Origin of the sequence: Streptomyces sp. NPDC008092, assembly GCF_042957285.1 — a bacterium.
Taxonomy (GTDB): Bacteria; Actinomycetota; Actinomycetes; order Streptomycetales; family Streptomycetaceae; genus Streptomyces.
Window position 1 is genome coordinate 54,618 of record NZ_JBIBHY010000008.1, and the last position, 24,998, is coordinate 79,615.

The 24,998-nt window shown below is 71.4% G+C and carries 23 protein-coding genes; 12 read left to right on the plus strand and 11 right to left on the minus strand.

Annotated elements, in window-relative coordinates; genetic code table 11:
• Nucleotides 1-67: 67 nt before the first annotated feature.
• A complete protein-coding gene (locus tag ACFZB3_RS25865) occupies nucleotides 68-1,090 on the plus strand; it encodes an SAM-dependent methyltransferase (protein WP_391378993.1) in 1,023 nt (340 codons plus the stop codon).
• A 68-nt stretch (nucleotides 1,091-1,158) separates the two neighbouring features.
• Here the strand turns inward: ACFZB3_RS25865 and ACFZB3_RS25870 are convergent, their stop codons facing one another.
• Nucleotides 1,159-2,310, minus strand: a complete 1,152-nt coding sequence (locus ACFZB3_RS25870) for an NADH-quinone oxidoreductase subunit D (RefSeq protein WP_391378995.1) — start codon at nucleotides 2,308-2,310, stop codon at nucleotides 1,159-1,161.
• 31 nt (nucleotides 2,311-2,341) lie between these two features.
• Between ACFZB3_RS25870 and ACFZB3_RS25875 the strand changes: the two genes are divergently transcribed.
• Both ACFZB3_RS25875 and ACFZB3_RS25880 read left to right on the plus strand, forming a co-directional pair.
• The gene (locus tag ACFZB3_RS25875; protein WP_391378997.1) at nucleotides 2,342-2,845 is read left to right on the plus strand and encodes a PH domain-containing protein; all 504 of its coding nucleotides are present in this window, start codon (nucleotides 2,342-2,344) and stop codon (nucleotides 2,843-2,845) included.
• A complete protein-coding gene (locus ACFZB3_RS25880; RefSeq protein WP_391378998.1) occupies nucleotides 2,842-4,182 on the plus strand; it encodes a PH domain-containing protein in 1,341 nt (446 codons plus the stop codon). Before ACFZB3_RS25875 ends, ACFZB3_RS25880 begins: the two co-directional genes overlap by 4 nt.
• A gap of 186 nt (nucleotides 4,183-4,368) precedes the next feature.
• On the opposite strand, the gene ACFZB3_RS25885 is transcribed toward ACFZB3_RS25880, so the two are convergent.
• Nucleotides 4,369-5,622: a hypothetical protein gene (locus tag ACFZB3_RS25885; RefSeq protein WP_391379001.1), complete on the minus strand. Its 1,254-nt coding sequence runs from the start codon at nucleotides 5,620-5,622 to the stop codon at nucleotides 4,369-4,371.
• A gap of 97 nt (nucleotides 5,623-5,719) precedes the next feature.
• On the minus strand, nucleotides 5,720-6,832 hold the full coding sequence (locus tag ACFZB3_RS25890) for an alpha/beta hydrolase-fold protein (RefSeq protein ID WP_391379003.1): 1,113 nt from the start codon (nucleotides 6,830-6,832) through the stop codon (nucleotides 5,720-5,722).
• 224 nt (nucleotides 6,833-7,056) lie between these two features.
• Between ACFZB3_RS25890 and ACFZB3_RS25895 the strand changes: the two genes are divergently transcribed.
• The 6 genes from ACFZB3_RS25895 (at nucleotide 7,057) to ACFZB3_RS25920 (ending at nucleotide 12,159) form a co-directional block, all read left to right on the plus strand.
• A complete protein-coding gene (locus ACFZB3_RS25895; RefSeq protein ID WP_391379005.1) occupies nucleotides 7,057-8,868 on the plus strand; it encodes a phosphatidylglycerol lysyltransferase domain-containing protein in 1,812 nt (603 codons plus the stop codon).
• Between the two features lie 100 nt (nucleotides 8,869-8,968).
• The gene (folP, locus tag ACFZB3_RS25900) at nucleotides 8,969-9,904 is read left to right on the plus strand and encodes a dihydropteroate synthase (protein ID WP_391379007.1); all 936 of its coding nucleotides are present in this window, start codon (nucleotides 8,969-8,971) and stop codon (nucleotides 9,902-9,904) included.
• On the plus strand, nucleotides 9,901-10,404 hold the full coding sequence (locus ACFZB3_RS25905) for a nuclear transport factor 2 family protein (protein WP_391379009.1): 504 nt from the start codon (nucleotides 9,901-9,903) through the stop codon (nucleotides 10,402-10,404). The genes folP and ACFZB3_RS25905 overlap by 4 nt, the downstream gene beginning before the upstream one ends.
• A 248-nt stretch (nucleotides 10,405-10,652) precedes the next feature.
• Entirely contained in the window at nucleotides 10,653-11,012 is a 360-nt protein-coding gene (folB, locus tag ACFZB3_RS25910; protein WP_391379011.1) for a dihydroneopterin aldolase, read from the plus strand.
• Entirely contained in the window at nucleotides 11,009-11,620 is a 612-nt protein-coding gene (gene folK / locus ACFZB3_RS25915) for a 2-amino-4-hydroxy-6-hydroxymethyldihydropteridine diphosphokinase (RefSeq protein ID WP_391379013.1), read from the plus strand. The genes folB and folK overlap by 4 nt, the downstream gene beginning before the upstream one ends.
• A gap of 50 nt (nucleotides 11,621-11,670) precedes the next feature.
• The gene (locus tag ACFZB3_RS25920) at nucleotides 11,671-12,159 is read left to right on the plus strand and encodes a DUF3180 family protein (RefSeq protein ID WP_391379015.1); all 489 of its coding nucleotides are present in this window, start codon (nucleotides 11,671-11,673) and stop codon (nucleotides 12,157-12,159) included.
• A 19-nt stretch (nucleotides 12,160-12,178) separates the two neighbouring features.
• Here the strand turns inward: ACFZB3_RS25920 and folE are convergent, their stop codons facing one another.
• The 6 genes from folE to dacB form a co-directional block, all read right to left on the minus strand.
• Nucleotides 12,179-12,784 (minus strand): GTP cyclohydrolase I FolE, encoded by a 606-nt coding sequence (gene folE, locus ACFZB3_RS25925; protein WP_351960910.1) that lies wholly within the window; start codon nucleotides 12,782-12,784, stop codon nucleotides 12,179-12,181.
• Nucleotides 12,785-12,920: 136 nt separating this feature from the next.
• Nucleotides 12,921-14,960, minus strand: coding sequence for an ATP-dependent zinc metalloprotease FtsH (ftsH, locus tag ACFZB3_RS25930; RefSeq protein WP_391379018.1), 2,040 nt, complete (start codon nucleotides 14,958-14,960; stop codon nucleotides 12,921-12,923).
• Nucleotides 14,961-15,169: 209 nt separating this feature from the next.
• Nucleotides 15,170-15,730 carry a hypoxanthine phosphoribosyltransferase gene (gene hpt, locus ACFZB3_RS25935; protein ID WP_093500061.1) on the minus strand — a complete coding sequence of 187 codons (561 nt, stop codon included), beginning with the start codon at nucleotides 15,728-15,730 and terminating at the stop codon, nucleotides 15,170-15,172.
• A 76-nt stretch (nucleotides 15,731-15,806) separates the two neighbouring features.
• A complete protein-coding gene (gene tilS / locus ACFZB3_RS25940) occupies nucleotides 15,807-16,928 on the minus strand; it encodes a tRNA lysidine(34) synthetase TilS (RefSeq protein ID WP_391379019.1) in 1,122 nt (373 codons plus the stop codon).
• 191 nt (nucleotides 16,929-17,119) lie between these two features.
• Entirely contained in the window at nucleotides 17,120-18,253 is a 1,134-nt protein-coding gene (locus tag ACFZB3_RS25945; protein WP_391379022.1) for a zinc-dependent metalloprotease, read from the minus strand.
• Between the two features lie 244 nt (nucleotides 18,254-18,497).
• Nucleotides 18,498-20,159 carry a D-alanyl-D-alanine carboxypeptidase/D-alanyl-D-alanine-endopeptidase gene (dacB, locus tag ACFZB3_RS25950; protein ID WP_391379024.1) on the minus strand — a complete coding sequence of 554 codons (1,662 nt, stop codon included), beginning with the start codon at nucleotides 20,157-20,159 and terminating at the stop codon, nucleotides 18,498-18,500.
• A gap of 79 nt (nucleotides 20,160-20,238) precedes the next feature.
• On the opposite strand from dacB, the gene ACFZB3_RS25955 reads away from it, so the two are divergent.
• Nucleotides 20,239-20,730: an inorganic diphosphatase gene (locus ACFZB3_RS25955; protein ID WP_018547987.1), complete on the plus strand. Its 492-nt coding sequence runs from the start codon at nucleotides 20,239-20,241 to the stop codon at nucleotides 20,728-20,730.
• A 160-nt stretch (nucleotides 20,731-20,890) separates the two neighbouring features.
• Complete coding sequence (locus tag ACFZB3_RS25960) at nucleotides 20,891-22,546, plus strand: threonine/serine exporter family protein (protein ID WP_391379027.1); 1,656 nt, start codon at nucleotides 20,891-20,893, stop codon at nucleotides 22,544-22,546.
• A 95-nt stretch (nucleotides 22,547-22,641) separates the two neighbouring features.
• Here the strand turns inward: ACFZB3_RS25960 and ACFZB3_RS25965 are convergent, their stop codons facing one another.
• Complete coding sequence (locus ACFZB3_RS25965; RefSeq protein ID WP_391379781.1) at nucleotides 22,642-23,556, minus strand: VTT domain-containing protein; 915 nt, start codon at nucleotides 23,554-23,556, stop codon at nucleotides 22,642-22,644.
• Between the two features lie 156 nt (nucleotides 23,557-23,712).
• Between ACFZB3_RS25965 and ACFZB3_RS25970 the strand changes: the two genes are divergently transcribed.
• A complete protein-coding gene (locus ACFZB3_RS25970; protein ID WP_391379029.1) occupies nucleotides 23,713-24,078 on the plus strand; it encodes a heavy metal-binding domain-containing protein in 366 nt (121 codons plus the stop codon).
• 75 nt (nucleotides 24,079-24,153) lie between these two features.
• Here ACFZB3_RS25970 and ACFZB3_RS25975 read toward each other — a convergent pair whose 3' ends face one another.
• Nucleotides 24,154-24,924 carry a TipAS antibiotic-recognition domain-containing protein gene (locus ACFZB3_RS25975; protein WP_391379031.1) on the minus strand — a complete coding sequence of 257 codons (771 nt, stop codon included), beginning with the start codon at nucleotides 24,922-24,924 and terminating at the stop codon, nucleotides 24,154-24,156.
• Between the last annotated feature and the right edge of the window lie 74 nt (nucleotides 24,925-24,998).

The following is a 24,998-nucleotide window of genomic DNA, read 5'->3' on the forward strand; positions in this document are numbered from 1 at the left end:
ATCCCTGTTCCGCACGCGTACTCCGCAAGGTGGAGAAGGTGATCACCTGTGCGCCTAGTCTGGCCCGGTGACGGATGAGGCGACGCGAGAGACGGCCGACGACGCCCGTGGCTGGCGTGCGGCCACCGAGGCGGCCCTGTACGGCCCCGGCGGCTTCTACCGCCGCCCGGAGGGCCCGGCCGGGCACTTCCGTACGTCGGTGCACGCCTCGCGGCTGTTCGCCGAGGCCGTGGCCGAACTGCTGTGCCGGGTCGACGAGGCCCTGGGCCGCCCCGAGGCGCTGGACTTCGTGGACATGGGCGCCGGCCGGGGCGAACTGGTCAGGGGCGTGCTCGCGGCCCTGCCCCCGGGCGTGGCGGCACGCACGCGTGCGTACGCCGTCGAGCTCGCCGACCGCCCGCCGGGCCTGCCCGACCGGATCACCTGGCTGACCGAGCTCCCGCGCACGGTCCGCGGGCTGCTCTTCGCCAACGAGTGGCTCGACAACGTGCCGGTCGAGGTCGCCGAGGTGGACCCGGCCGGGGTGGCCCGCCTGGTGCACGTCCGGCGGGACGGCACCGAGCTGCTCGGCGAGCGTGTGTCGGGCCCGGACGCGCAGTGGCTCGCGCGGTGGTGGCCGCTGGGCGCCGAGCCGGGACTGCGCGCCGAGATCGGGCTGCCCCGGGACCGGGCGTGGGCGTCCGCCGTCACCAGCCTCCAGCGGGGGCTCGCGGTGGCCGTGGACTACGCGCACACCGTGGACACGCGCCCCCCGTTCGGAACGCTCACCGGCTTCCGCGAGGGCCGCGCGACGGCACCCGTGCCGGACGGGGCCTGCGACATCACGGCGCATGTGGCGCTGGACGCGTGCACGGCGCTCGACCCCGCGCTCAGGCTGCCCGAGGCGCTCCTGTGCACACAACGCGACGCCCTGCGCGCCCTCGGCGTGGTGGGCGCACGCCCCCCGCTCACGCTCGCCTCCACGAACCCCGCCGGATACGTGCGCGCCCTCGCGACCGCGGGAGAGGCCGCCGAACTCACCGCCCCCGGCGGCCTCGGCGACTTCCTCTGGCTGCTCCAGCCGGTCGGCATGGACGACGCACTGCTCTAGACGCACTGCTGCAAGGACCCACCCTGCGCGCCCGCTCGCCCCACGCGCAAACTCACCCCTGACGGGCCCTATTTGTCGATGTCTCCCACCACGAAGAACAGCGACCCCAGGATCGCCACCATGTCCGCCACCAGCGTCCCCGGCAGCAGTTCGGTCAGGGCCTGGATGTTGTTGTACGACGCGGAGCGCAGCTTCAGCCGGTACGGGGTCTTCTCGCCCTTGCTGACGAGGTAGTAGCCGTTGATGCCGAGGGGGTTCTCGGTCCAGGCGTAGGTGTGGCCCTCGGGCGCCTTGAGGACCTTGGGGAGCCGCTGGTTGATCGGTCCCGGCGGCAGGTCGGCTAGCCGGTCCAGACAGGCGTCGGCCAGGTCGAGGGCGTTGTGCGTCTGCTCCAGGAGGCATTCGAAGCGGGCCAGGCAGTCGCCCTCGGTCCGGGTGACGACCTTCAGGGTGTCCTGGAGTTCGCCGTAGGCCAGGTAGGGCTCGTCGCGGCGCAGGTCGAAGTCGACGCCGGAGGCGCGCGCGATGGGCCCGCTCACGCCGTACGCGTGCACGGCCTCGGGGGCGAGGACGCCCACGCCCCGGGTACGGCCGCGGAAGATCTCGTTGCCGAGGACCAGATCGTCGAAGACGTCCATGCGGGAGCGGACGGCGGAGACGGCCGCACGCGCGCGTGCGGTCCAGCCGGCCGGCAGGTCCTCCTTGAGGCCGCCGACGCGGTTGAACATGTAGTGCATGCGCCCGCCGGAGACCTCCTCCATGACGTTCTGCAGCTCCTCTCGCTCGCGGAACGCGTAGAAGACCGGGGTGATCCCGCCCAGCTCCAGCGGATAGGAGCCGAGGAACATCAGGTGGTTGAGGACCCGGTTCAGCTCGGCGAGCAGGGTGCGGGTCCACACCGCGCGGACGGGTACCTCCATGCCGAGCATGCGCTCGACGGCGAGGACCACGCCCAGCTCGTTGGAGAACGCCGACAGCCAGTCGTGGCGGTTGGCGAGCATGATGATCTGCCGGTAGTCGCGGGCCTCGAAGAGCTTCTCCGCGCCCCGGTGCATGTAGCCGATCACCGGCTCCGCCGAGACGATCCGCTCGCCGTCCAGCACCAGCCGCAGCCGCAGCACGCCGTGCGTGGAGGGGTGCTGGGGGCCGATGTTGAGCACCATGTCGGTGCTCTCGGCGGCGCCGCCGATTCCGACCGTGGTCTCCGTCGTAGGCGTCATGGACCCAGTCTCCCCTACGTACGCTGGCCCTATGGAGACGGGGAGCGCCGCCGGCGCCGAGACCACGGGGACCGAGCCGGTGTGGACGGGGCTGCCGCCCGGGCTGCTGCGGATGCGCCGGCTGCTGCTGGTGGTGTGGCTGGGGCTGCTGGCCCTGGCCCTGGGAGTGCTGCTGGGCCTGCTCGCGGGCCCGGTGTGGGCGGCCTTCGCGCTGCTGCCGCTGGCCGTGCTGGCCTGGGGCTGGGTGCTGCTGGGCCGCAACTGGCGCTCCTGGCGGTACGCCGAGCGCGCCGACGACCTGCTGATCACCCGCGGGGTGCTGTGGCGCGAGGAGACCGTGGTGCCGTACGGGCGGATGCAGCTCGTGGAGGTCACCTCGGGACCCGTCGAGCGGCACTTCGGGCTGGCCAGCGTGCAGCTGCACACCGCGGCCGCGGCCACCGACGCGACGATCCCCGGGCTCGACCCGGCCGAGGCGGAACGGCTGCGCGACCGGCTCACCGAACTCGGCGAGGCCCGATCGGCGGGGCTGTGACCGCCCCGGGCGTCGAGGGCGCCATAGACACGGGCCAGAGCGCGGGCAAGACCGCGGGCGAGCGGCGGCTGCACCCGGTGACGCCGTTCCGGCGGGCGTGGGCGCCGGTCGCGGTGCTCACCGGCTGGGCGGTGCACGACCCGAACCAGGCACAGGAGCAGCTGACGAAGCTGACCACGACCATGGTCCTCGGCGGGCTCGCCGCCCTGGTCACGGCGGGGGCCCTCTACGGCTTCCTGACCTGGTGGTTCACCTACTTCTCGGTGACCGACAGCGAACTGCGGATACGCACCGGCCTGTTGTTCCGGCGGACCGCGCACATCCGGCTGGAGCGGATCCAGGCAGTCGACATCACCCAGCCGCTCCTCGCGCGCGTGGCGGGCGTCGCCAAGCTGCGGATAGACGTCGTCGGCACCGACAAGAAGGACGAACTCGCCTTCCTCGGCCAGGGCGAGGCGCGCCGGCTGCGCGCGGAGCTGCTCGCGCGTGCCGCCGGGTTCGCGCCCGAGACGGCGCGCGAGGTCGGCGAGGCGCCGGCGCACGAGCTGATGCGGGTGCCCCCGGGCAAGCTCGCGATCTCGATCCTGCTGACGGGCGCGACCTGGGGCTCGCTGGCCGCCGCCCTCGTGGCCCCGCCGTTCCTCTGGCTGACCACCCACAGCGTGTGGACGGTCCTCGCCACGGCCGTGCCGCTGCTCGGCGCGGCGGCCACGACCAGCGTGGGGCGGTTCGTCGGGGAGTACGACTGGACGGTCGGGGAGTCCCCGGACGGGCTGCGCATCGACCACGGGCTGCTCGACCGCACGCACGAGACGGTGCCGCCGGGGCGGGTGCAGACCGTGCGGATCGTGGAGCCGCTGATGTGGCGGCCGCTGCGCTGGGTGCGGGTGGAGCTGGACGTGGCCGGGTCGGCGAACTCCGTGCTGGTGCCGGTCGCCCCGCGCGCGGTCGCCGAGTCGGTCGTCGCGCGCGTGCTGCCCGGGGTGACCGTGCCCGGTGAGCTGCTGCGGCCGCCGGGGCGGGCCCGGTGGTGCGTGCCGCTGTGGTGGCGCGGGTACGGGCTCGCGGTCACGGACGCGGTGTTCGCGGCACGGCACGGGCTGCTGCGCCGGCGCCTCGCGCTCGTCCCGCACGCCAAGGTCCAGAGCGTACGGCTCACCCAGGGGCCCTGGCGGCGGCTGTGGCGGCTCGCGGACGTTCATGTGGACACGGGGGCCGACAAGACCGTGACGGCCCGGCTGCGGGGCGCCGAGGAGGCCGCGGGCCTGCTTCGCGAGCAGGCCGAGCGGTCACGGACTGGGCGCCGGTCGGCCCGCCCGGACCGCTGGATGGCCTGACGGCCGGACCGGTCGGTGATCAGGTGCGGCGCCATCGTGGCCGGTCGCGCAGTTCCCCGCGCCCCTGAAGGGCGCTGACCTGCTTTCAGGGGCGCGGGGAACTGCGCGACCAGCCCCCACGCACCCGCACCCGACCACCGGCCGGCCGTCCCCGGCTCGGAACCGCCGCGTGGAACCGCCGCGTGTTCAGGACGCGGCGCTGCGCAGGCCGCCGAGGTTGATCTGCTCCGTCTCGTCGTGCGCGGTCAGGTCGATGACCTGGCCGACGCCCCGCGCCTGTGCGTCGGCGGGCTTGAACTCGGCCTCGGCCTCGGTCTTGTGGAGCGCGAGCGCCTCCTGGCCGACGACGTCCGCGAGGTCCTCGTTGTGCATGGCGTCCAGGCCGCCCGCCGACGCGCCCTTCTGGGTACCGAAGAAGTCGAAGCCGCCGGTGACCAGCGGGCGCGGCATCGGCGCGGCCGGCAGGACCGCCACCGCGGTCGGCACCGTGAAGTGGCCCGAGGGCTTGACGGAGTTCGCGGACGGAGCCGGCGCGGGGTGGGCGTCCTGCTCCGCCCGTGCCGGGGCGGTGTCCCCGGCCTCGTCCTGGTCGTCCGGACCGGCCGTGCTGGCGGCGGCCGCGCGCGCGTGCCCGTCGGCCGCCTCGGGCTGCCCCTGTGCCTCGTCCTCCGGTGCGGTCTCGCCCGTCGGGGCGGCCTCGGGTTCGGCGACCGTCTCCGCCGTGCCCTCGGCTTCGGCGGCCGCGTCGGTCCCGGCCTTCGGGGCGTCCTTCGGAGCGTCCTTCTCGTCGAACCGGGCCAATGCCACCTTGGCCCGCAGGAACAGCTTGGAACCCTCCGGCGAGAAGACCGCGGGAACCGTCTCCTCGACCGTCAGCTCCTCGGCCTTCTCCTCGGCAGTCTTCTCGGCCTTCTCCTCGACGTCCGCGGCGGACCCCTCCGCCTCGTCCGCCTTGCGGGGGCCCGGGAGTGCGTTCGACGGCTCGGCGGCCTCGATCTCCAGCAGGCGGCGGCCCTCCAGGGCGCTCGCGCGCTCCGTCTCGGCCGTGGCGTAGCGGCGCAGCAGGGACGCGTGCTCGTTGCGCAGCCCCGCCAGCTCCGACCGCTTCGCGCGCAGTCGCTGCTCCAGCTTGGCGCGCAGCTCCCGCGACTCCTCCAGGTCGGTCTCCAGCTCGGCGATCCGCTCCTCGTGGCGCCACTCGTCGCTCGCACGCGCGCGTGCGAGGTCGGCCACCTGCTTGCCCGCCTCGCTGTCCCAGCGCCGCATGACGGCGGCACCGACGGCCGCGGTGGCCGCGGCTATCGCGGCCAGGGTGCGCAGCACCGTCGGTTGGGAGAACAACCAGGGGCCCAGGGCGCAGACGAGGGAGACACCGGCGATCGCCGAGGGAGGCAACAGCCTGTGCAAGGGCGGTGAATGACGGTGACGTCCACGTGGCATGGCCAGAAACTTACCGCGCGTAGGCGAATCGTGGTGCCCCGGGCCGTAAAAACACAGCGACAACGAAGTCTTCACACGGTATCGGCAAGGGCGGGGCTCAGCGGTCGCTCAATCGGCCGCTGATCCACTGGAGCGTCGCGGGGATCTCGCGGCGCCAGGTGTTGAAGTTGTGGCCGCCGCTGTCGAGGATGATCGACGAGATCCGGGTCGGCTTCACGGCCTCGACGGACGCGATGAATCTCAGCGTGGCCTTGTAGTTCGTCTCCCCGACTTTGCTGCTGGTGACCAGCAGGGAGGTGTCCGGGGCGGGCTCGTGCTTCAGGAACCACCAGAGGTCCGCGCGGTTCCGGAGATTCCGGTCGCCCTGGAAGAGGTCGCCGGTCGTGGCGTCGAGAGGCGCCTTGTACGACGGGGAGAGCCCGGCGCCGGCCCCGTACACGCCGGGGTGGTGCATCGCGAGCTTGAGTGCGCAGTACCCGCCCGTCGAGTCGCCGACGATCCCCCAGCCGCCCGGCTTCACGGCGGCCCGGTAGTGCGCGCGCACGGCGTCGGGCAGGTCCCTGGCGAAGAAGGTCTCGGTCTGCGGGCCGCGCGGGACGTCCACGCACTCGGTGTCCCGGGGCGGCGCGACCGTCGGCCGCAGCATCACCAGGATCGTCGGCCGCATCCGCCCGTCCCTGACCAGGTGCTGCGCGGTGCGCGGGTAGTGCAGCTTGTCGACCAGCGCCCGGGCGGTCCCGGGATAGCCGCTGAGGACGACCACCACCGGGAACGTGCGCGTGCGGTACTGCGGCTGGAAGTACTCCGGCGGCAGGTACACGTACGCGGGCGTGGCGATGTGGGTGGTACGGCCGACTATGCCGACCTGCTGGATCTGTCCGGCCGTCCGGGGCAGCGAGCCGCCCATGCCGTGCACCTCCGACGTGGACACCACCTGGAGCGGGCCGGACGCGTGGTCGACGACGACGCCCTGGTCGGTCTCCGTGCCGAACAGGTCCGCCCAGCTCGCGTAGAAGCCGAAGGCCTGGTTGACCGCTATCCCGACGCACGCGAAGAGTGCCAGCTGGGTGGCCAGCAGAAGACCGACGCGGCCGCTGACGGCCCGCCAGTTCCGGCGGCCCAGCCGGGGCCACAGCCACACCGTGCCTACGAACAGCAGTGCGGCGGACAAGATCGCCATTGCCAGCAATTTATTGCTCGTGAGACCCATGAGGTGCTTCCTGCCTGCGCTTCCCCCCGTGGCCACCGCTGCTTTCAGCAAGGCTTGCCCCGGGCTTTCCCTGGCCTTTGAACCGGCTTTCCGGTGGGGAGTGAACCTCTCCCCCCGAGACACCGTCCTAGAGGGCGCAATGTCGCCGGATGCCCGAATCGGGCCCGGATTCAAGGTCTCTCGCAGAACTACGGGATGCGATGTCTGTCAGGATAGATGGGGAAATGTCGGGCGGGGTTCCGAGCCGATCAGGCCGGGCGCGGCGCATAGTCCGTGGCCCGCGCCCTGAGGCCGTCCCCGCTCTGGTCGGCAGGGCGTGCGCGGTCGTGGGCGTCCTGGACATCGCCGCGGGCGTGTTCCCGCGCTTCCGTCACAGCCGTATGCACGCCATGGCAGAGGTACTGCCCGGCTCGCTCGGCCCGTTCGCCGCCGCGCTCTCGCTCAGCGTCGGCGTGCTGTTGCTGCTGCTCGCGCACGGGCTCAAGCGCCGCAAGCGCCGGGCCTGGCGGGCCGCGGTCGCGCTGCTGCCGGCCGGCGCGATCTCGCAGTTCGTGTACCGGCACTCGGTCATCGGCGCGCTGATCTCACTGGCCCTGTTCGTGCCGCTCGTGCTCCACCGCGACGAGTTCAAGGCGCTGCCCGACCCGCGCAGCCGCTGGCGGGCGCTCGCCAACTTCGTCCTCATGAGCGCCGGTTCGCTCGCCCTCGGCCTGGTCATCGTCAGCGCCCACCCGAAGCGCACGATCGGCGACCCGAGCCTGGCCGACCGCATCACCCACGTCCTGTACGGCCTGTTCGGCTTCGAGGGCCCCGTCGACTACGAGGGCTCCACCTCCTGGACGGTCGCCTTCTCCCTCGGCGCCCTCGGCCTGATCACCGCCGTCACCACCATCTACCTCGCCTTCCGCCCGGAACACCCCGCCGCGCACCTCACCGAGGAGGACGAGGCCCAGCTGCGCGCCCTGCTGGAGAAGCACGGCGCCCGCGACTCCCTCGGCCACTTCGCGCTCCGCCGCGACAAGGCCGTCGTCTTCTCCCCCAGCGGCAAGGCCGCGGTCACCTACCGCGTCGTCTCCGGCGTCATGCTCGCCAGCGGCGACCCGATCGGCGACGTCGAGGCCTGGCCCGGCGCGATCGAACGCTTCATGGACGAGGCCAAGGCCCACTCCTGGACCCCCGCCGTCATGGGCTGCTCGGAGACGGGCGGCGAGGTGTGGACCCGCGAGACCGGCCTGGACGCCCTCGAACTCGGCGACGAGGCGGTGGTGGACGTGGCGGATTTCTCGCTCGCCGGACGCGCGATGCGCAACGTGCGCCAGATGGTCAAGCGCATCGAGCGGGCCGGCTACGAAACCCGGGTACGGCGCATCCGTGACCTCGGCGAGGCCGAACTGGACCGCATCCGCCGGGCCGCCGAGGACTGGCGCGGCACCGACACCGAACGCGGCTTCTCCATGGCGCTCGGCCGCATCGGCGACCCCAACGACGGCGACTGCCTGATCGCCACCGCCCACAAGACCGACGAGACACCCGGCCAGTACGGCGACCTCAAGGCGATCCTGCACTTCGTGCCCTGGGGCACCGACGGCGTCTCCCTCGACCTGATGCGCCGCGACCGCTCCGCCGACCCCGGCATGAACGAACTGCTCATCGTGGCCGCCCTCCAGGCGGCCCCGAAACTCGGCATCACCAGGATCTCGCTCAACTTCGCGATGTTCCGCTCCGCCCTCGCCCGCGGCGAGAAGATCGGCGCCGGACCGGTACTGCGCGCCTGGCGCGGACTGCTGGTCTTCCTCTCCCGCTGGTTCCAGATCGAGTCCCTGTACAAGTTCAACGCCAAGTTCCAGCCCCGCTGGGAGCCCCGCTTCGTGGTCTACCGGGCCTCCGGCGACCTCCCGCGCATCGGCCTCGCCGCCATGCAGGCCGAGGGCTTCGTCAGCCTCGCCCTCCCGCTCCCCCGCTTCCTGCGCCGCCAGGCACCCGCCCCCCGCCCGTGCGCCCACAGCATCGCCGAACAGGGCGTACGAGCGGCCTGACCCCGGGACCGGCCCGAGCGGACGCCCCGCCCCCTCCGGCCCGGGGGCGCCGCTCGGGCCACGGGGGCTGGCCGCAGGGCCCTGGGCCTACGCTGAACGTATGAGCAACCACAGCGGACGTGGCCAGGTGACAGGGCTTCCGGCATGGGACCGGTGCGCGGTCATGGGGGTTGTGAACGTCACCCCCGACTCCTTCTCCGACGGCGGCCGCTGGTTCGACACGACGGCCGCCGTGAAGCACGGCCTCGACCTCGGCGCCCAGGGCGCCGACCTGGTCGACGTCGGCGGCGAGTCCACCCGCCCGGGCGCCACCCGCGTCGACGAGGACGAGGAACTGCGCCGGGTCGTCCCCGTCGTCCGCGGCCTCGCCTCCGAAGGCGTGGTCGTCTCCGTCGACACCATGCGCGCCTCCGTCGCCCGGCAGGCCCTCGCCGCCGGCGCCGCCCTCGTCAACGACGTCAGCGGCGGCCTCGCCGACCCCGACATGATCCCCGTCGTCGCCGACTCCGGCGCCCCCTTCGTCGTCATGCACTGGCGCGGCTTCCTGGAGGGCGGCAACGTCAAGGGCGTGTACGACGACGTCGTCGGCGAGGTCCTCGACGAACTGCACGCACGCGTGGACGCCGTCCTGGCCGGCGGCATCTCCCCCGACCGCGTCGTCGTCGACCCCGGGCTCGGCTTCTCCAAGAACTCCGAGCACGACCTGACCCTGCTCGCCCACCTCGACCGGCTGCACGCCCTGGGCCACCCCCTGCTCGTCGCCGCCTCCCGCAAGCGGTTCCTCGGCCGGGTCCTGGCCGGGCCCGAAGGGGCGCCCCCGCCCGCCCGGGAGCGTGACGCGGCGACGGCCGCCGTCTCGGCACTCGCGGCGCACGCCGGCGCATGGGCGGTGCGCGTGCACGAGGTACACGCCACGGCGGACGCGGTACGGGTCGCGCGCGCCATAGAGGGAGCGCGCGCCGGAACGGACACGCCGGGCGCAGCGACCGCACAGGCCACGCCGAACACCCCCCACCGCGCAGAAGGAGCCCGGTGAGCGCCCCCCATACCGACGTCGAGCAGGTCGAGGCCGCCAACACCGCCTTCTACGAGGCACTGGAGAACGGCGACTTCGAGACCGTCTCCTCCCTCTGGCTCACCCCCGCCGACCTGGGCGTCGACGAGGAGTACCACGACCCCGCCGACAGCGGCGTGATCTCCTGCGTGCACCCGGGCTGGCCGGTGCTCACCGGCCGCGGCGAGGTCCTGCGGTCGTACGCGCTGATCATGGCGAACACCGACTACATCCAGTTCTTCCTCACCGACGTGCACGTCTCCGTCACCGGCGACACCGCCCTGGTGACCTGCACGGAGAACATCCTCAGCGGCGGCCCCGCCCCCGAGGGCGGCCAGGAACTCGGCCCGCTGGTCGGACAGCTGGTCGTCGCCACGAACGTGTTCCGGCGCACCCGGGACGGCTGGAAACTCTGGTCCCACCACGCCTCCCCGGTGCTCTCCGACACCGACGAGGACGAGGAGGACGACACGCCCTCCTGAGCACCGGACCCCCCTCGCGGCCCAAGAAGTGGCTGGAATCACGAACTCGCGAGTAGGTACGGCCACCGGCCCGTGAGCCGCCGGGTTCTCCGGGGGAAACACGCGATGAACCCTGCCGCACCCCGGCGGACCCAGCGCCCCGTACCCCGGCGCTGTCAGTGCCCGCAGGTAGATTCATGGGTGGCCGGTCCGTCGCCCGCACGCGATGCCACCCGGCCGCCACACCGACGATTGCAGGAGTGATTCGCGTGGATCGTGTCGCGCTGCGCGGCCTCAGGGCCCGCGGGCACCACGGTGTCTTCCCCAAGGAGCGCGAGGAGGGCCAGACCTTCATCGTGGACCTCGTCCTTGGCCTGGACACCCGTCCGGCGGCGGCCGACGACGACCTGGCGAAGACCGTGCACTACGGCATCGTGGCCGAGGAGGTCGTCGCCGTGGTCGAGGGGGAGCCGGTGAACCTGATCGAGACGCTCGCCGAGCGGATCGCCCAGGTCTGCCTCAAGCACGAGGGGGTACAAGAGGTCGAGGTCCAGGTCCACAAGCCGGACGCGCCCATCACCGTCCCCTTCGACGACGTCACCGTCACCATCACCCGGAGCCGAGTATGACCGCATCCTCTCTGCGGGGTCCCAGCGACCCGACCGTCCAGCCGGTGCCCGCCTCCGTCGTCGCGCAGGTCGACGCCGCCGACACCACCCTGTCCAACCCCAGACGGGCCGTGGTCGCCCTCGGCTCCAACCTCGGCAACCGCCTGGAGACCCTGCAGGGCGCCATCGACGCCCTGGAGGACACCCCGGGCGTCCGCATCAAGGCCGTGTCGCCGGTCTACGAGACCGAGCCGTGGGGCGTCGAGCCCGGCAGCCAGCCGACGTACTACAACGCGATCGTGGTGCTGAAGACCACGCTCCCGCCGTCCTCCCTGCTGGAGCGTGCCCACGCGGTCGAGGAGGCGTTCAACCGGGTGCGGGACGAGCGCTGGGGCCCGCGCACCCTCGACGTCGACATCGTCGCCTACGCCGACGTCGTCTCCGACGACCCGCACCTCACCCTGCCCCACCCGCGCGCCCACGAGCGCGCCTTCGTGCTGGCGCCCTGGTACGACATCGACCCGGAGGCCCTGCTGCCCGGCCGCGGCACGGTCGCGGACCTGCTTGCCGCCGTCACCCGGCACGGTGTGGAAGCCCGCGGGGACCTGGAACTCCGACTGCCCGAGTAGTCGTTAAGGTCGAGACGACCACATCGCTGCGGGGGAGCTGAAGGAAAACAGTGAAAGAGCTGCGGATCAGGGTGCTGGCCGGCGTCTTCGTCGTGGCCGGAGTGCTGTCCTGGGCGGCCGCCCGCCTCTGGAACGCGGTGGGGACGCTGCCCAGCGTGCCGGTGGCCGCCCCGATCGTCCTCGCCCTGATCGCCGTGGTCCTGCTCTCCACCGCGCTCTCGCTGCGGGCCCGCCTCAAGGCCCAGCGCGAGCGCCGCCCCGGCGCCAAGGGCGTCGACCCCCTGATGGCGGCCCGCGCGGTCGTCTTCGGCCAGGCGAGCGCCCTGGTCGCCGCCCTCGTCGCCGGCATGTACGGCGGCACCGGCGTCTTCCTCCTGGAACTCCTCGACCTCCCGACCCGCCGCGACCAGGCCCTCTACGCGGCCTTCTCGGTCGTCGCCGGCATCGCCGTGATAGCGGCGGCCATCTTCCTGGAACGGGTGTGCAAGCTCCCGGAGGACGACGACAACAACCACGGCGGGGCCGAACCGGTGGCGTGACCCCGGTCAGGGGCAGGCGTCAGCGGGCCATGATGAGGCTCATCGCCTCGTTCCGCGTGGCCGCGTCCCGCAGCTGGCCGCGGACCGCCGACGTTATGGTCTTCGCGCCGGGCTTGCGGATCCCCCGCATCGACATGCACATGTGCTCGCACTCGACGACCACGATGACGCCCCGCGGCTCCAGGATCTGCATCAGGGAATCGGCGATCTGCGTAGTGAGACGTTCCTGCACCTGCGGGCGGCGCGCGTAGACGTCGACCAGCCGGGCCAGTTTGGACAGCCCGGTGATCTTCCCGGTCACCGACGGGATGTACCCGACGTGGGCGACGCCGTGGAACGGGACCAGATGGTGTTCACAGGTGCTGTAGACCTCGATGTCCTTCACCAGCACCATTTCGTCGTGCCCGATGTCGAACGTGGTGGTCAGGACGTCCTCGGGCTTCTGCCACAGCCCCGCGAAGATCTCCTTGTAGGCCCGCGCCACCCGCGCCGGAGTCTCCCGCAGGCCCTCGCGGTCCGGGTCCTCGCCGACCGCGATGAGGAGTTCGCGTACGGCGTTCTCGGCGCGTTTCTCGTCGAACTCGCCGATGGTGCCTTCGCCGTCCAGGGTCACGGGGTCGGTCATCTGGGGTGCCTCGTTCCATCGGGTGTGCGCATGTGGATCACGCGCTCATGTACAGGCATTACGGAAATGCCGCGCCCCCCAGGCTAGATCCTGGGGGGCGCGGCATCCATTCCGAGCCAGGTGAGACCGGTGTGACTCAGCTCTCGGGTCGGTCCTCCGGGGCCTTCTCGACCGCGGTGGCGGGCTCGGCCGCCGTGGACTTCACCGTGCTGATCGCCGGCGTCGAGCCGTTCGCCCCGTTGGTCAGTGCGAGCTCCCTGGGGGAGAGCACCGGCGGGCGGGTGGACGGCGTACGGCGGGAGGAGCCGGTCCACGCGGGGCGCGCGGGCCGCTTGTGGATCGCCGCGAAGACCTCGGCGATCTCCTCCTTGTTCAGGGTCTCCTTCTCCAGCAGCTGGAGAACGAGGTTGTCGAGGACGTCGCGGTTCTCGACCAGGATCTCCCAGGCTTCGTTATGCGCGTTCTCGATGAGTTTCTTCACTTCCTCGTCCACCAGAGCGGCGACCTCTTCCGAGTAGTCGCGCTGGTGGGACATCTCACGGCCGAGGAAGGGCTCGGTGTTGTCGCCGCCGAACTTGATCGCGCCGAGACGCTCGGTCATGCCGTACTGCGTGACCATCGCGCGGGCGGTGGCCGTGGCCTTCTCGATGTCGTTCGCGGCGCCCGTGGTCGGGTCGTGGAAGACCAGTTCCTCGGCCGCGCGGCCGCCCAGCATGTAGGCGAGCTGGTCGAGCATCTCGTTGCGCGTGGTCGAGTACTTGTCCTCGTCCGGCAGGACCATCGTGTAGCCGAGGGCGCGGCCGCGGGACAGGATCGTGATCTTGTGGACCGGGTCGGAGTTCGGGGAGGCCGCCGCGACCAGGGCGTGTCCGCCCTCGTGGTACGCGGTGATCTTCTTCTCCTTGTCCGACATGATCCGGGTCCGCTTCTGCGGGCCCGCGACCACGCGGTCGATCGCCTCGTCGAGCATCTGGTTGTCGATGAGCTTGCGGTCGCTGCGGGCCGTGAGCAGCGCCGCCTCGTTCAGCACGTTCGACAGGTCGGCGCCGGTGAAGCCCGGGGTACGGCGGGCGACCGCCGCGAGGTCGACGTCGGGCGCGACCGGCTTGCCCTTCTGGTGGACCTTGAGGATCTCCAGACGGCCCTGCAGGTCCGGCGGGTCGACCGCGATCTGGCGGTCGAAGCGGCCGGGGCGCAGCAGCGCCGGGTCGAGGATGTCGGGCCGGTTCGTCGCGGCGATGAGAATCACGCCGCCCTTGACGTCGAAGCCGTCCATCTCGACGAGCAGCTGGTTCAGCGTCTGCTCGCGCTCGTCATGACCGCCGCCGAGGCCTGCGCCACGGTGTCGGCCGACCGCGTCGATCTCGTCGACGAAGACGATCGCCGGGGCGTTCGCCTTGGCCTGCTCGAAGAGGTCGCGGACCCGGGAGGCACCGACACCGACGAACATCTCGACGAAGTCGGAACCGGAGATCGAGTAGAAGGGGACCCCTGCCTCGCCGGCGACGGCACGCGCGAGCAGCGTCTTGCCGGTGCCGGGGCGGCCGTAGAGGAGAACGCCCTTGGGGATCTTGGCGCCGACGGCCTGGAACTTGGCCGGCTCCTGCAGGAACTCCTTGATCTCGTGGAGTTCCTCGACGGCCTCGTCGCAGCCCGCGACGTCCGCGAAGGTCGTCTTCGGGGTGTCCTTGGTGATGAGCTTCGCCTTGGACTTGCCGAAGTTCATGACCCGGGAGCCGCCGCCCTGCATCTGGTTCATCAGGAACAGGAAGACGACCACGATGAGGACGAAGGGCAGCAGGGAGAGCAGGACGCTGACGAAGGCGTTCTGCTTGGTCGGCGCGACGGTGTAGCCGTCGGGGATCTGCTTGTCCTGGTACTTGGTCTGCAGCGTGTTGGCGAGGGTGACGCCCTGGTCGCCGATGTAGCTCGCCTGGATCTTCGAGCTGCCCTCGACCTTCTCGCCGTTCTTGAGCGTGACCTTGATGGTCTGCTCGTCACCGGTGGTCAGCTTGGCCGATTCCACCTTGTTGTCATTGATCGCCGCCACGACCTGGCCGGTGTCCACCGTCTTGTAGCCGCCGGACGAGCCGACGACCTGCATCAACACGACCACGGCAAGGACGGCCAGCACGATCCACATGACCGGCCCACGGAAGTATCGCTTCACGTCCATCCATACGGAGCGGTGTCGCCCCGTCCCTCCTGCCATAGTGAGTTTGATAAGACAGTTCTTCTGACGGTACCCCAGCATTGTCGCCCGAAGCCGCACGAAGCTGCGCGGACGACTGGTGAAACCCGTCTCTGCATGCTCCAACGGCGCGAAACCCGCTGGGGTTCCCGATCGTCTTACGTAAGTGGACCCTCCGGCGTATCAGCCGGGGTTCAGCCGCCGTAGACGTGAGGCGCGAGCGTACCGACGAACGGGAGGTTGCGGTACTTCTCGGCGTAGTCGAGGCCGTAACCGACGACGAACTCGTTGGGGATGTCGAAGCCGACCCACTCGACGTCGATGGCGACCTTGGCCGCGTCCGGCTTGCGCAGCAGCGTGCAGATCTTCAGGGTCTCGGGCTCGCGGGAGCCGAGGTTGTTGATCAGCCAGGACAGGGTCAGGCCCGAGTCGATGATGTCCTCGACGATCAGGACGTGCCGGCCCTTGATGTCGGTGTCGAGGTCCTTGAGGATCCGCACCACACCGGAGGACTGGGTGCCCGCGCCGTACGAGGACACGGCCATCCAGTCCATGGTGACGGGGGTGGACAGCGCCCGGGCGAGGTCCGCCATGACCATCACGGCGCCCTTGAGGACGCCGACGATGAGCAGGTCCTTGCCCGCGTACTCCGCGTCGATCTTCGCGGCCAGCTCGGCCAGCTTCGCGTCGATCTCTTCCTTGGTGATGAGCACCTGCTGGAGGTCGGCACCCATGTCTTTCGCGTCCACCCGCATCACTTTCGGTCGGTCGTCCCACCGGCCTACCCGGCCCTTCGGAGGAGCTCCGGGGAACTCTCCGCGAGGTCGGGATTCAGCCTTGCCGAATCACCAGTCTGCCACCCTGGCGCTGGGCGACGACTTTGCCCGGGAGATTGATGGCCCCCTGGCCGCGCCAGCCGGTGATCAGGCGGTCGACTTCCTCGATGTGCCGGGCGAACAGGGAACCGGCCGGTGCGCCCGCCTCGATGGCCGCGCGGCGCAGGATCCGGCGGCGGACCGCGGGGGGCAGCGCGTAGAGCTTGGCGCACTCCAGCAGGCCCGCCGCGTCCCGTACGGAGGCCTCGGCCTGGCTGGCCCAGGTGTCGAGGGCGTCGGCGTCGTCGCGGGAGAGCTGGGCGGTGCGGGCGAGCGCCTCGACGACACCCTTGCCGAGGGCCTTCTCCAGAGCGGGCAGGCCCTCGTGGCGGAGCCGGGAGCGGGTGTAGGCCGGGTCCGCGTTGTGGGGATCGTCCCAGACCGGGAGGGCCTGGACCATGCAGGCCTTGCGGGCGGTCTGCCGGTCCAGCTGGAGGAACGGGCGGCGGTAACGGCCGCCGGCCCCCGAGACCGCGGCCATTCCGGACAGGGAGCGGATGCCGGAGCCGCGGGCGAGGCCGAGCAGGACGGTTTCGGCCTGGTCGTCCCTGGTGTGGCCGAGCAGGATCGCGGTGCCGCCGTGCCGTTCGAGGGCGGCGTCCAGGGCGGCGTAGCGGGCGTCGCGGGCGGCGGCTTCGGGTCCGCCGTCGCGGCCGACGGTCACGGTGATGGACTCGACCGGGTCGAGGCCGAGTTCGCGCAGGCGCAGGACGACCTCGTCGGCGCGCAGGTCGGAGCCGGGCTGCAGGCCGTGGTCGACGGTGATGCCGCCCGCGCGGATGCCGAGCTTGGGGGCCTCGAAGGCGAGGGCGGAGGCCAGCGCCATGGAGTCGGCGCCGCCGGAGCACGCGACGAGGACGAGCGGAGAGGGGGGCCGCTCGTTCGGTGTCTGCTCCGGGATCTCGAGGATCTCGGGGACCACGGGGAGGCCGCCGGCGGGGCGTGCGAGGCGCACGCCGATGCGCCCACCGGCGCGCTCACCGGCGGTACGGCTGTGCCGACTGTCGTCGGTGAGGATGTCGTGGAGGACGCGGCGGACCGCCAGGCGTATCGCCGCGACCGCAGGATGGGGACCCATGTCCGGTTCCCTTCATGAAGTTTTCGGGGGGTGAGCCCGAGATCGGTCACTCAGAGTACGTAGATGGTGACAGAAACGGGCCGTTCCCCGAGCATCGCACGCCTACCCATCGCTCACGGTCCCTCGGACGGGTGATTGGAGGGGCGTTCGCCTGCCGTCGGCCGGTTTCCGTTCACCACACATCCGCTCGTTCACGACTCGGACTTGCGGTGCACCCGCGCGACCCAGTCCGCCGGTTTGGCGATCTCCGCCTTGGTCGGCAGGGTGTTCGGAGAGGTCCACACCCGGTTGAAGCCGTCCATGCCGACCTGTTCGACGACGGCCCGCACGAACCGTTCGCCGTCCCGGTACTGACGGAGTTTGGCATCCAGGCCGAGCAGCTTGCGCAGCGTCGTGTCGAGCCGGGAGGCGCCCTTGGCGCGCCGCTGCTGGAACTTCTCGCGGATCTCGGCGACGGTCGGCACGACCGCGGGTCCGACGCCGTCCATGACGAAGTCGGCGTGGCCCTCTAGGAGGGACATGACGGCGGTGAGCCGGCCGAGGATCTCGCGCTGGGCCGGGGTCTGCACGAGTTCGACGAACGACCGTCCGCCGTCGTCCTCCTCGGCCTCGGGGCGGCTGCCGGCGAGGGACTGGGCGGCGTCCCGGATGCGTTCGAGCACGGTCATCGGGTCGACATCGGTCTCCGACAGGAACGACTGGATCTCGCCCTCCAGATGGGCGCGCAGCCAGGGCACCGCCGTGAACTGGGTGCGGTGCGTCTCCTCGTGCAGGCACACCCACAGGCGGAAGTCGTGGGGCTGGACGTCGAGTTCGCGCTCCACGTGGACGATGTTCGGGGCGACGAGCAGCAGCCGGCCGCCGCCGTTCTCGTCCGCCGGGAGGTCGCGGGAGGAGGGGGCGAAGGTCTCGTACTGGCCGAGGACCCGGGACGACAGGAACGACAGCAGCATGCCGAGTTCCACGCCGGTGACCTTGCCGCCGACCGCGCCGAGGACCGCGCCGCCGGGGCTGCCCGCGCGCCGCTCCTGCATCTTCTCGAGCAGCGGCTTGAGGAGTTCGCGGAAACCGGCGACGTTCGCCTTGACCCAGCCGGGCCTGTCCACCACCAGAACGGGGGTGTCGTGAATGTCGTCGGTCCCCATACGAGTGAAGCCCCGGACGTGTTCCTCCGAGGCCTTCGCGTGCCGCCGCAGTTCCGCGACGATGACCCGGGCCTCGTCGCGGCTCACCTCGGGCCCCGGCCGCACGAGCCGGGTCGCGGTCGCCACCGCGAGATTCCAGTCGACCATCCCAGAAGAAGCAGCGCCACCGATGCTCGTCATGCGTCAACCGTACGTTAGCGCTACCGGTTGGGGCAGGCCGTGGGGGTTGGTGAGGTTGGCGTGACTTGTGTGGTGGGGTCGGGTTGGGCGCTTGCGTGGGCAGGGGCGGGGGTTTGTTTCACGGTGCCCGGCACTGTCCGCCGTGCCCGCCCTCCCCCACTCTCGGCTTCGCTCAAGCGGGGGGACCCCATCGCCGTGCGGAACGCCTGCCCACGGTGGTTGAGAGGCGGTCGCGGCCCGGCGGTCACAGGCCCGCCAAGGCCGTTGCAGCCTGGTCGAGAGCTGCCTGGGCCGCTGGTGGGTTCGTCGTGTTCGAGGTCAGGAAGGCGAAGGCCAGGAGGCGGCCGTCCTTGTCGACGACCGTGCCCGCGAGGGTGTTGACGCCGGTGAGGGTGCCGGTCTTCGCGCGGACGACGCCGGCCGCGCCGTCCGTGTAGCGGCTGGTGAGGGTGCCCGTGAAGTGGGCGACGGGGAGGCCCGTGAGGACCGCGCGCAGGCCCGGCCGGTCCGCGTCGGCGGCCATGACGAGGAGGGCGGTCAGGAGGTTCGCCGTCAGCCGGTCGTCGCGGTTCAGGCCGCTGCCGTCGTGGAAGGAGGCGCCGGTCATCGGCAGGCCCAGCTTGGTCAGCTGGGCGTCGATCGCGGCCGCTCCCCCGTCGAAGCCGGCCGCCTTGCCGCCGGCGAGCGCCGTCTGGCGGGCCAGGGCCTCGGCGATGTCGTTGTCGCTGTTGGTCAGCATGCGCTCGACGATCGCGGACAGCGGCGGCGAGGAGACGGTGGCGAGGGTGTCGGCCCGGCCGCTCGCCTTGGAGGTGCCCGGGGCCGAGGTCTTGATGCCGGCGTCCGTCAGGAAGCCCGCGAACTTCCGGGCCGCGTCGGCCGCCGGGTCGCTCACCCGGTTCACGGGTCCCTCGACGGAGTCGTCGGTGCGGCCCTCGTCGGCCGTCAGGGGGCTCACGCGCGCGAGGTTGCCGTTGACGCCGATGGGGTGCAGGTCGGGGCCGGAGTAGAGGGTGGTGTCGTACGAGAGGGTGATCTGCCTGATGCCCCGCGCGGTCAGCGCCTTCGCCGTCTGGGTGGCGAGGGTGCGCAGGCTGGCCCAGCCGGCCGCGTCCTTGCGGGCGGTCAGGGTGGGGTCGCCGCCGCCGACCAGGACGACCTCCCTGGTGCCGGGTTCGAGGGCCACGCGCGTGGTGATGCGGTGGTCGGGGCCGAGCGCGGAGAGGGCGGCGACGGCAGTGGCGATCTTGGTGGTGGAGGCGGGGGTCAGGGCGGTGTCGGCGCCGGAGCCGTACAGGCGGCTGCCGCTGGCCACGTCGACGACCACGGCGGTACGGACGCTGCCGAGCGCCGAGGCCTTCAGGAGGGGCCCCAGGAGGTTCGTGACGGCCGTTCCGGAGATGCCGACGGACTTTCCGGCGGGCGCCGACTTCACGGTGTTCGTGGCGCCGTTGAGCCCCGTGAGGACGGGTCCGGCGCTGGGCGCGGGGGCGGGCCCGCCGTCGGCTGTGACGGAGCCCGCACCGGAGCCGTGATCTGTGCCACCCGTCCGCTCCGGGGCGACGGCCCGGTCCCGCTCGGCCGTACGCTGGCCGTTGGCGTCCCAGGGGCCCGCCGCGGTCACCGCACCGGCGGCCAGCGCGAGCCCGGCCGTGGCGGCGCCCGCGGTGTACCGCCAGGTCCTGAACGTCACGGACCGCGGCCGAGGGGGGCGGACCAGGGTGGCAAGCCGGGGTCCCGTCGCGCGCGCGGCGCGTGCGAGCCGGGGTCCGACCGTTCGCCGCAACCTCGCGACCTGCGATTTCGTGGCCGTCACCAGGCGTGCCAGACGCGGTCGTACGGCGCCCGCGATCTTCCGCACACGCGGTTTCGCGGACTGCCAAGGCCTCAGCTCTGGCACGACCACCAGCCCCTTTCGCGATCACACACCTGCGTGGGGGACACTTAACCATCAGAACTATGTGTTGATCATGGAGGAGCCACCGGTGGAGTTCGACGTCACGATCGAGATCCCGAAGGGTTCGCGGAACAAGTACGAGGTGGACCACGAGACCGGTCGGATCCGCCTCGACCGTCGTCTCTTCACCTCGACCGCCTACCCGACCGACTACGGCTTCGTCGAGAACACCCTCGGCGAGGACGGCGACCCGCTGGACGCGCTGGTCATCCTGGACGAGCCGACCTTCCCGGGCTGCCTGATCAAGTGCCGCGCGATCGGCATGTTCCGGATGACGGACGAGGCCGGCGGCGACGACAAGCTGCTGTGCGTCCCGGCGACCGACCCGCGTGTGGAGCACCTGCGCGACATCCACCACGTGTCGGAGTTCGACCGCCTGGAGATCCAGCACTTCTTCGAGGTCTACAAGGACCTGGAGCCCGGCAAGTCCGTCGAGGGCGCCAACTGGGTGGGCCGCACCGACGCCGAGGCGGAGATCGAGCGGTCCTACAAGCGCTTCAAGGAGACGGGCGGTCACTGAGACCACCCCGCAAGCCGTAACCGGGAGACGGGCCGCACGCACGCGTGGGGCCCGTTTTCCGTGCCCGCGTTCTTCGCGGCCGCCGGATTTCGTGTCCGCTGCGTGGTCACGCGCATACTGAGGCTGTTGTGGAAGGTGTCGTTCAGGGAGCGTTGCGACGGTGACGGAGGCGGAGGACCGCAAGCCCGGGTCGGACGAGGCGCGGTACGACCCGGAACTCACGTCCGAGTTCGCCGTCCCCCAGGGCATCGAGGTCCCCGAGGGCGGCGGCGAGCCGGAGACGACGTCCGAGTTCGCGGTGCCGGAGGGACTCGCGGCGCCGCAGCCGGCGGGTGCCGAGGCGGAGGGGTCGGCGTTCAGCCTGCCGAGCACCTACAGCGCCCAGGAGGCCCCGGCCGTCTTCACGCCCGCCTCCGGGTTCCCCGCGGTCAGCCTCGTCAAGGACGCGCCCTGGCAGGACCGGATGCGCACGATGCTGCGCATGCCGGTGGCCGAGCGGCCGGCGCTGGAACCGGTGCAGAAGACCGAGGAGGGCGCTCCCGCCGTCCCGCGCGTGCTCGACCTGACCCTGCGTATCGGGGAGTTGCTGCTTGCGGGCGGCGAGGGCTCGGAGGACGTGGAGGCCGCGATGTTCGCGGTCTGCCGGTCGTACGGGCTCGACCGCTGCGAGCCGAACGTCACGTTCACGCTGCTGGCGATCTCGTACCAGCCCTCGCTCGTCGACGACCCGGTGACCGCGTCCCGGACGGTGCGGCGGCGCGGGACGGACTACACGCGCCTGTCCGCCGTCTTCCGGCTCGTGGACGACCTCACCGACCCCGAGGCCCACGTCTCCCTGGAGGAGGCCTACCGGCGGCTCGCGGAGATCCGCCGTAACCGGCACCCGTACCCCGGCTGGGCGCTGACCGCGGCGAGCGGGCTGCTCGCCGGGGCCGCCTCCGTGCTGGTCGGCGGTGACCTGCTGGTGTTCGTGGCGGCCGCGGTCGGCGCGATGCTCGGCGACCGGCTGGCGTGGCTCTGCGCGGGGCGGGGGCTGCCGGAGTTCTACCAGTTCATGATCGCCGCGATGCCGCCGGCCGCGATCGGGGTCGCCTTCTCGCTCGCCCACGTCGATGTCGCGGCGTCCGCCGTCGTCACCGGTGGGCTGTTCGCGCTGCTGCCCGGGCGGGCCCTCGTCGCGAGCGTCCAGGACGGGCTCACCGGCTTCTACATCACCGCCTCCGCGCGTCTGCTGGAGGTCATGTACTTCTTCGTCGGCATCGTCATCGGGGTGCTGACGATCCTGTACTTCGGCGTGAAGCTGGGCGGCAGCCTCAACCCCGACGTGGCGCTCGGCGTCTCCGAGCGGCCGCTGATCCAGATCGCCGCGTCCATGGTGCTGTCGCTGACCTTCGCCGTACTGCTCCAGCAGGAACGATCCACCGTGCTGGCCGTGACCCTCAACGGGGGCGTGGCGTGGTCGGTCTACGGAGCGATGCGCTACGCCGGGGGGATCTCGCCGGTCGCCTCCACGGCGGTGGCGGCGGGGCTGGTGGGGCTGTTCGGGCAGCTGCTGTCGCGGTACCGGTTCGCCTCCGCGCTGCCGTACACGACGGCGGCGATCGGGCCCCTGCTGCCGGGGTCGGCGACCTATTTCGGGCTGCTGTCGATGGCCCAGAACGAGGTCGACAAGGGGCTGGTGTCACTGGCCAAGGCGGCGTCGCTCGCCATGGCCATCGCCATCGGGGTCAATCTGGGGTCGGAGATCTCCCGGCTGACCCTGCGGGTGGGGTCGGCCGGGAAGCGGAGGGCCGCGAAGCGGACGAGGGGGTTCTGAGCGCCTGAGGGGGAGCCGGTGCGGGTACGTCGGCGGGTGCGGGTACGTCGTGGCTGGTCGCGCAGTTCCCCGCGCCCCTAAAGGGGCGCTTTCGCTTACGGCGCCCGGTAGTGGTCCTCGGTGTACGGGTTCTGCTGGCCGTAGCCGTTCTGGTCGTAGTACGGCTGCTGCTGGCCGTACCCGTACTGCTGCTGGGGCTGGGGCTGCTGCCCGTACTGCTGCTGAGGCTGCTGGCCGTACTGCTGCTGGGGCTGCTGGCCGTACTGCTGCTGGGGCTGCTGTGGGGTGTACGTCGGCTCGATCCTGCGCAGCTGGGTCGTCGCGTCGTCCATCACCGGGGGTGCCGGGTGCTGCCGGACCGGCTGCGGCTCCGGCTCCTGTGCGGCCGCCTTCTTGTCCTTCGCGCGGGCCCGCAGGAACTCGATGACGATCGGGACCACCGAGACCAGGACGATCAGGATCAGGATCGCCTCGATGTTGTTGTTGACGAATTCGATCTTGCCGAGCCAGGAGCCGAGCAGGGTGACGCCGGCGCCCCACAGGACGCCGCCGATGACGTTGAAGGTCAGGAACGAGCGGTACGCCATACCGCTGACGCCGGCGATGATCGGCGTGAACGTGCGGATCACCGGCACGAAGCGGGCCAGGATCAGGGACTTCGGGCCGTGCTTCTCGAAGAACTCGTGCGCCTTGGTGACGTTCTCCCGCTTGAAGAGGCGGGAGTCCGGGCGGTTGAAGAGCGACGGGCCGACCTTCTTGCCGAACATGTAGCCCGCCTGGTCACCGAGGATCGCGGCGAGGCAGATCAAGGCGATGGCGCCCCACAGCGGGAAGTCCAGCTGGTTCGAGGTGATCAGCAGGCCGCAGGTGAAGAGGAGCGAGTCGCCCGGGAGGAAGAAGCCGATCAGGAGTCCGGACTCGGCGAAGACCACCAGGAGCAGGCCCCAGATGCCGAACGAGTCGAGAAGTTGGTTCGGATCCAGCCAGCTCGGGCCGAGGGCGAGCGTCATAGACGTTCCGGTCGTCACGGTTCCGGGCTCCTGTGAGGTGAAGGCACTGCGGGTTCCTGGTGCGGGCGCACAAAACTATCAACGCAATGTGTCCGCCCCAGGTTCCACCGGTGGAACCAGGATGCACTGTGCCCGGCCTGGGGAATGGCTGTGGACATGGGTATCGAAGAGTACGGCGGCGGTCAGGGACCGCAGGCCGATGTGCTGGTGGTCACCACGAACGACGTTCCCGGGTACCGGGTGCGGGAGGTCATCGGCGAGGTCTTCGGGCTGACCGTGCGCTCCCGGCACCTGGGCAGCCAGATCGGTGCGGGCCTGAAGTCGATGATCGGGGGTGAGCTGAAGGGGCTGACGAAAACGCTCGTCCAGACCCGCAACCAGGCCATGGAACGGCTCATCGAGCAGGCACGCGCGCGTGGTGCCAACGCCGTGCTGGCCTTCCGGTTCGACGTGACCGAGGCGGCGGACACGGGGACCGAGGTGTGCGCCTACGGCACCGCCGTCATCCTCGACAAGGAGTAGGCAAGGAGTGGGCGAGGAGTAGGCAAGGAGCGGGCGAGGAGTGGGCGAGGCATAGGAGGCACAGACAGGGCGCGGTCACGCCGTGTGCCGGGCCGCGTTCGCCTCGATCGCCTCCTTCAGGTGCTCGGCCAGGCCCGGGGCCATCGAGTCGTAGAAGGCCCTGAAGCGCTCGTCGGACACGTACATCGCGGCGAGGGAGCGGTGCATCTCGGGCGGGCAGTCGTAGAACCAGGCCGAGATGTGCCGCCGGTGCTCCTCCGCCATGTCCATGGCCCGTTCGCCGGTGGGTGGCTCGGCGGCGGTCACCAGGGCGGCGTAACGCGCGCTCCAGTCGTCGACCTCGGCCTTCATCCGCTGCCAGTCGGCCTTGGTGTAGCGGGCCGCGCGGCGCCGGGACTCGGCGTACGCCTCGGTGCCGCCCCAGCGCTGCTCGGCCTCCTCGGCGTACTGCTCGGGGTCCTTGTCGCCGAAGACCTCGAAGCGTTCTTCGGGGGTGAGGTTGATGCCCATCCTGCGTGCCTCCATGGCGTGCTCCACGGCCGCGGCCATCTTCTGCAGCTTCCCGATCCGGGCGGTCAGCAGTTCGTGCTGCCGGCGCAGATGTGCGCGCAGGTCCGTTTTTCCGGTGGCCTCGCCGTCGAGCAGGGCCGCGACCTCGTCGAGCGGGAAGCCGAGCTCCCGGTAGAACAGGATCTTCTGCAGCCGGTCCAGGTCGGCGTCGCCGTAGCGCCGGTGGCCCGCGGTACTGCGCTCGCCCGGCACCAGCAGGCCGATCTCGTCGTAGTGGTGCAGGGTGCGCACGGTGACGCCGGCGAACCCGGCGACCTGTCCTACGGAGTAGTTCACTTCCGCTCCTTTCCGTGCTCCACCCTGGGTCCTCACGTCACGTGAGGTGCAAGCCCGTTCCGCGCGGAGGCCTT

Excerpts from the sequence above, each read along its gene's own strand:
- ACFZB3_RS25870 (WP_391378995.1), bottom strand. The coding sequence starts at position 2,310 with ATGACGCCTACGACGGAGACCACGGTCGGAATCGGCGGCGCCGCCGAG.
- ACFZB3_RS25875 (WP_391378997.1), top strand. The coding sequence starts at position 2,342 with ATGGAGACGGGGAGCGCCGCCGGCGCCGAGACCACGGGGACCGAGCCG.
- ACFZB3_RS25885 (WP_391379001.1), bottom strand. The coding sequence starts at position 5,622 with ATGCCACGTGGACGTCACCGTCATTCACCGCCCTTGCACAGGCTGTTG.
- ACFZB3_RS25890 (WP_391379003.1), bottom strand. The coding sequence starts at position 6,832 with ATGGGTCTCACGAGCAATAAATTGCTGGCAATGGCGATCTTGTCCGCC.
- ACFZB3_RS25895 (WP_391379005.1), top strand. The coding sequence starts at position 7,057 with ATGTCGGGCGGGGTTCCGAGCCGATCAGGCCGGGCGCGGCGCATAGTC.
- folP (WP_391379007.1), top strand. The coding sequence starts at position 8,969 with ATGAGCAACCACAGCGGACGTGGCCAGGTGACAGGGCTTCCGGCATGG.
- folK (WP_391379013.1), top strand. The coding sequence starts at position 11,009 with ATGACCGCATCCTCTCTGCGGGGTCCCAGCGACCCGACCGTCCAGCCG.
- folE (WP_351960910.1), bottom strand. The coding sequence starts at position 12,784 with ATGACCGACCCCGTGACCCTGGACGGCGAAGGCACCATCGGCGAGTTC.
- ftsH (WP_391379018.1), bottom strand. The coding sequence starts at position 14,960 with ATGGACGTGAAGCGATACTTCCGTGGGCCGGTCATGTGGATCGTGCTG.
- hpt (WP_093500061.1), bottom strand. The coding sequence starts at position 15,730 with ATGCGGGTGGACGCGAAAGACATGGGTGCCGACCTCCAGCAGGTGCTC.
- tilS (WP_391379019.1), bottom strand. The coding sequence starts at position 16,928 with ATGGGTCCCCATCCTGCGGTCGCGGCGATACGCCTGGCGGTCCGCCGC.
- ACFZB3_RS25945 (WP_391379022.1), bottom strand. The coding sequence starts at position 18,253 with ATGACGAGCATCGGTGGCGCTGCTTCTTCTGGGATGGTCGACTGGAAT.
- ACFZB3_RS25965 (WP_391379781.1), bottom strand. The coding sequence starts at position 23,556 with ATGACGCTCGCCCTCGGCCCGAGCTGGCTGGATCCGAACCAACTTCTC.
- ACFZB3_RS25970 (WP_391379029.1), top strand. The coding sequence starts at position 23,713 with ATGGGTATCGAAGAGTACGGCGGCGGTCAGGGACCGCAGGCCGATGTG.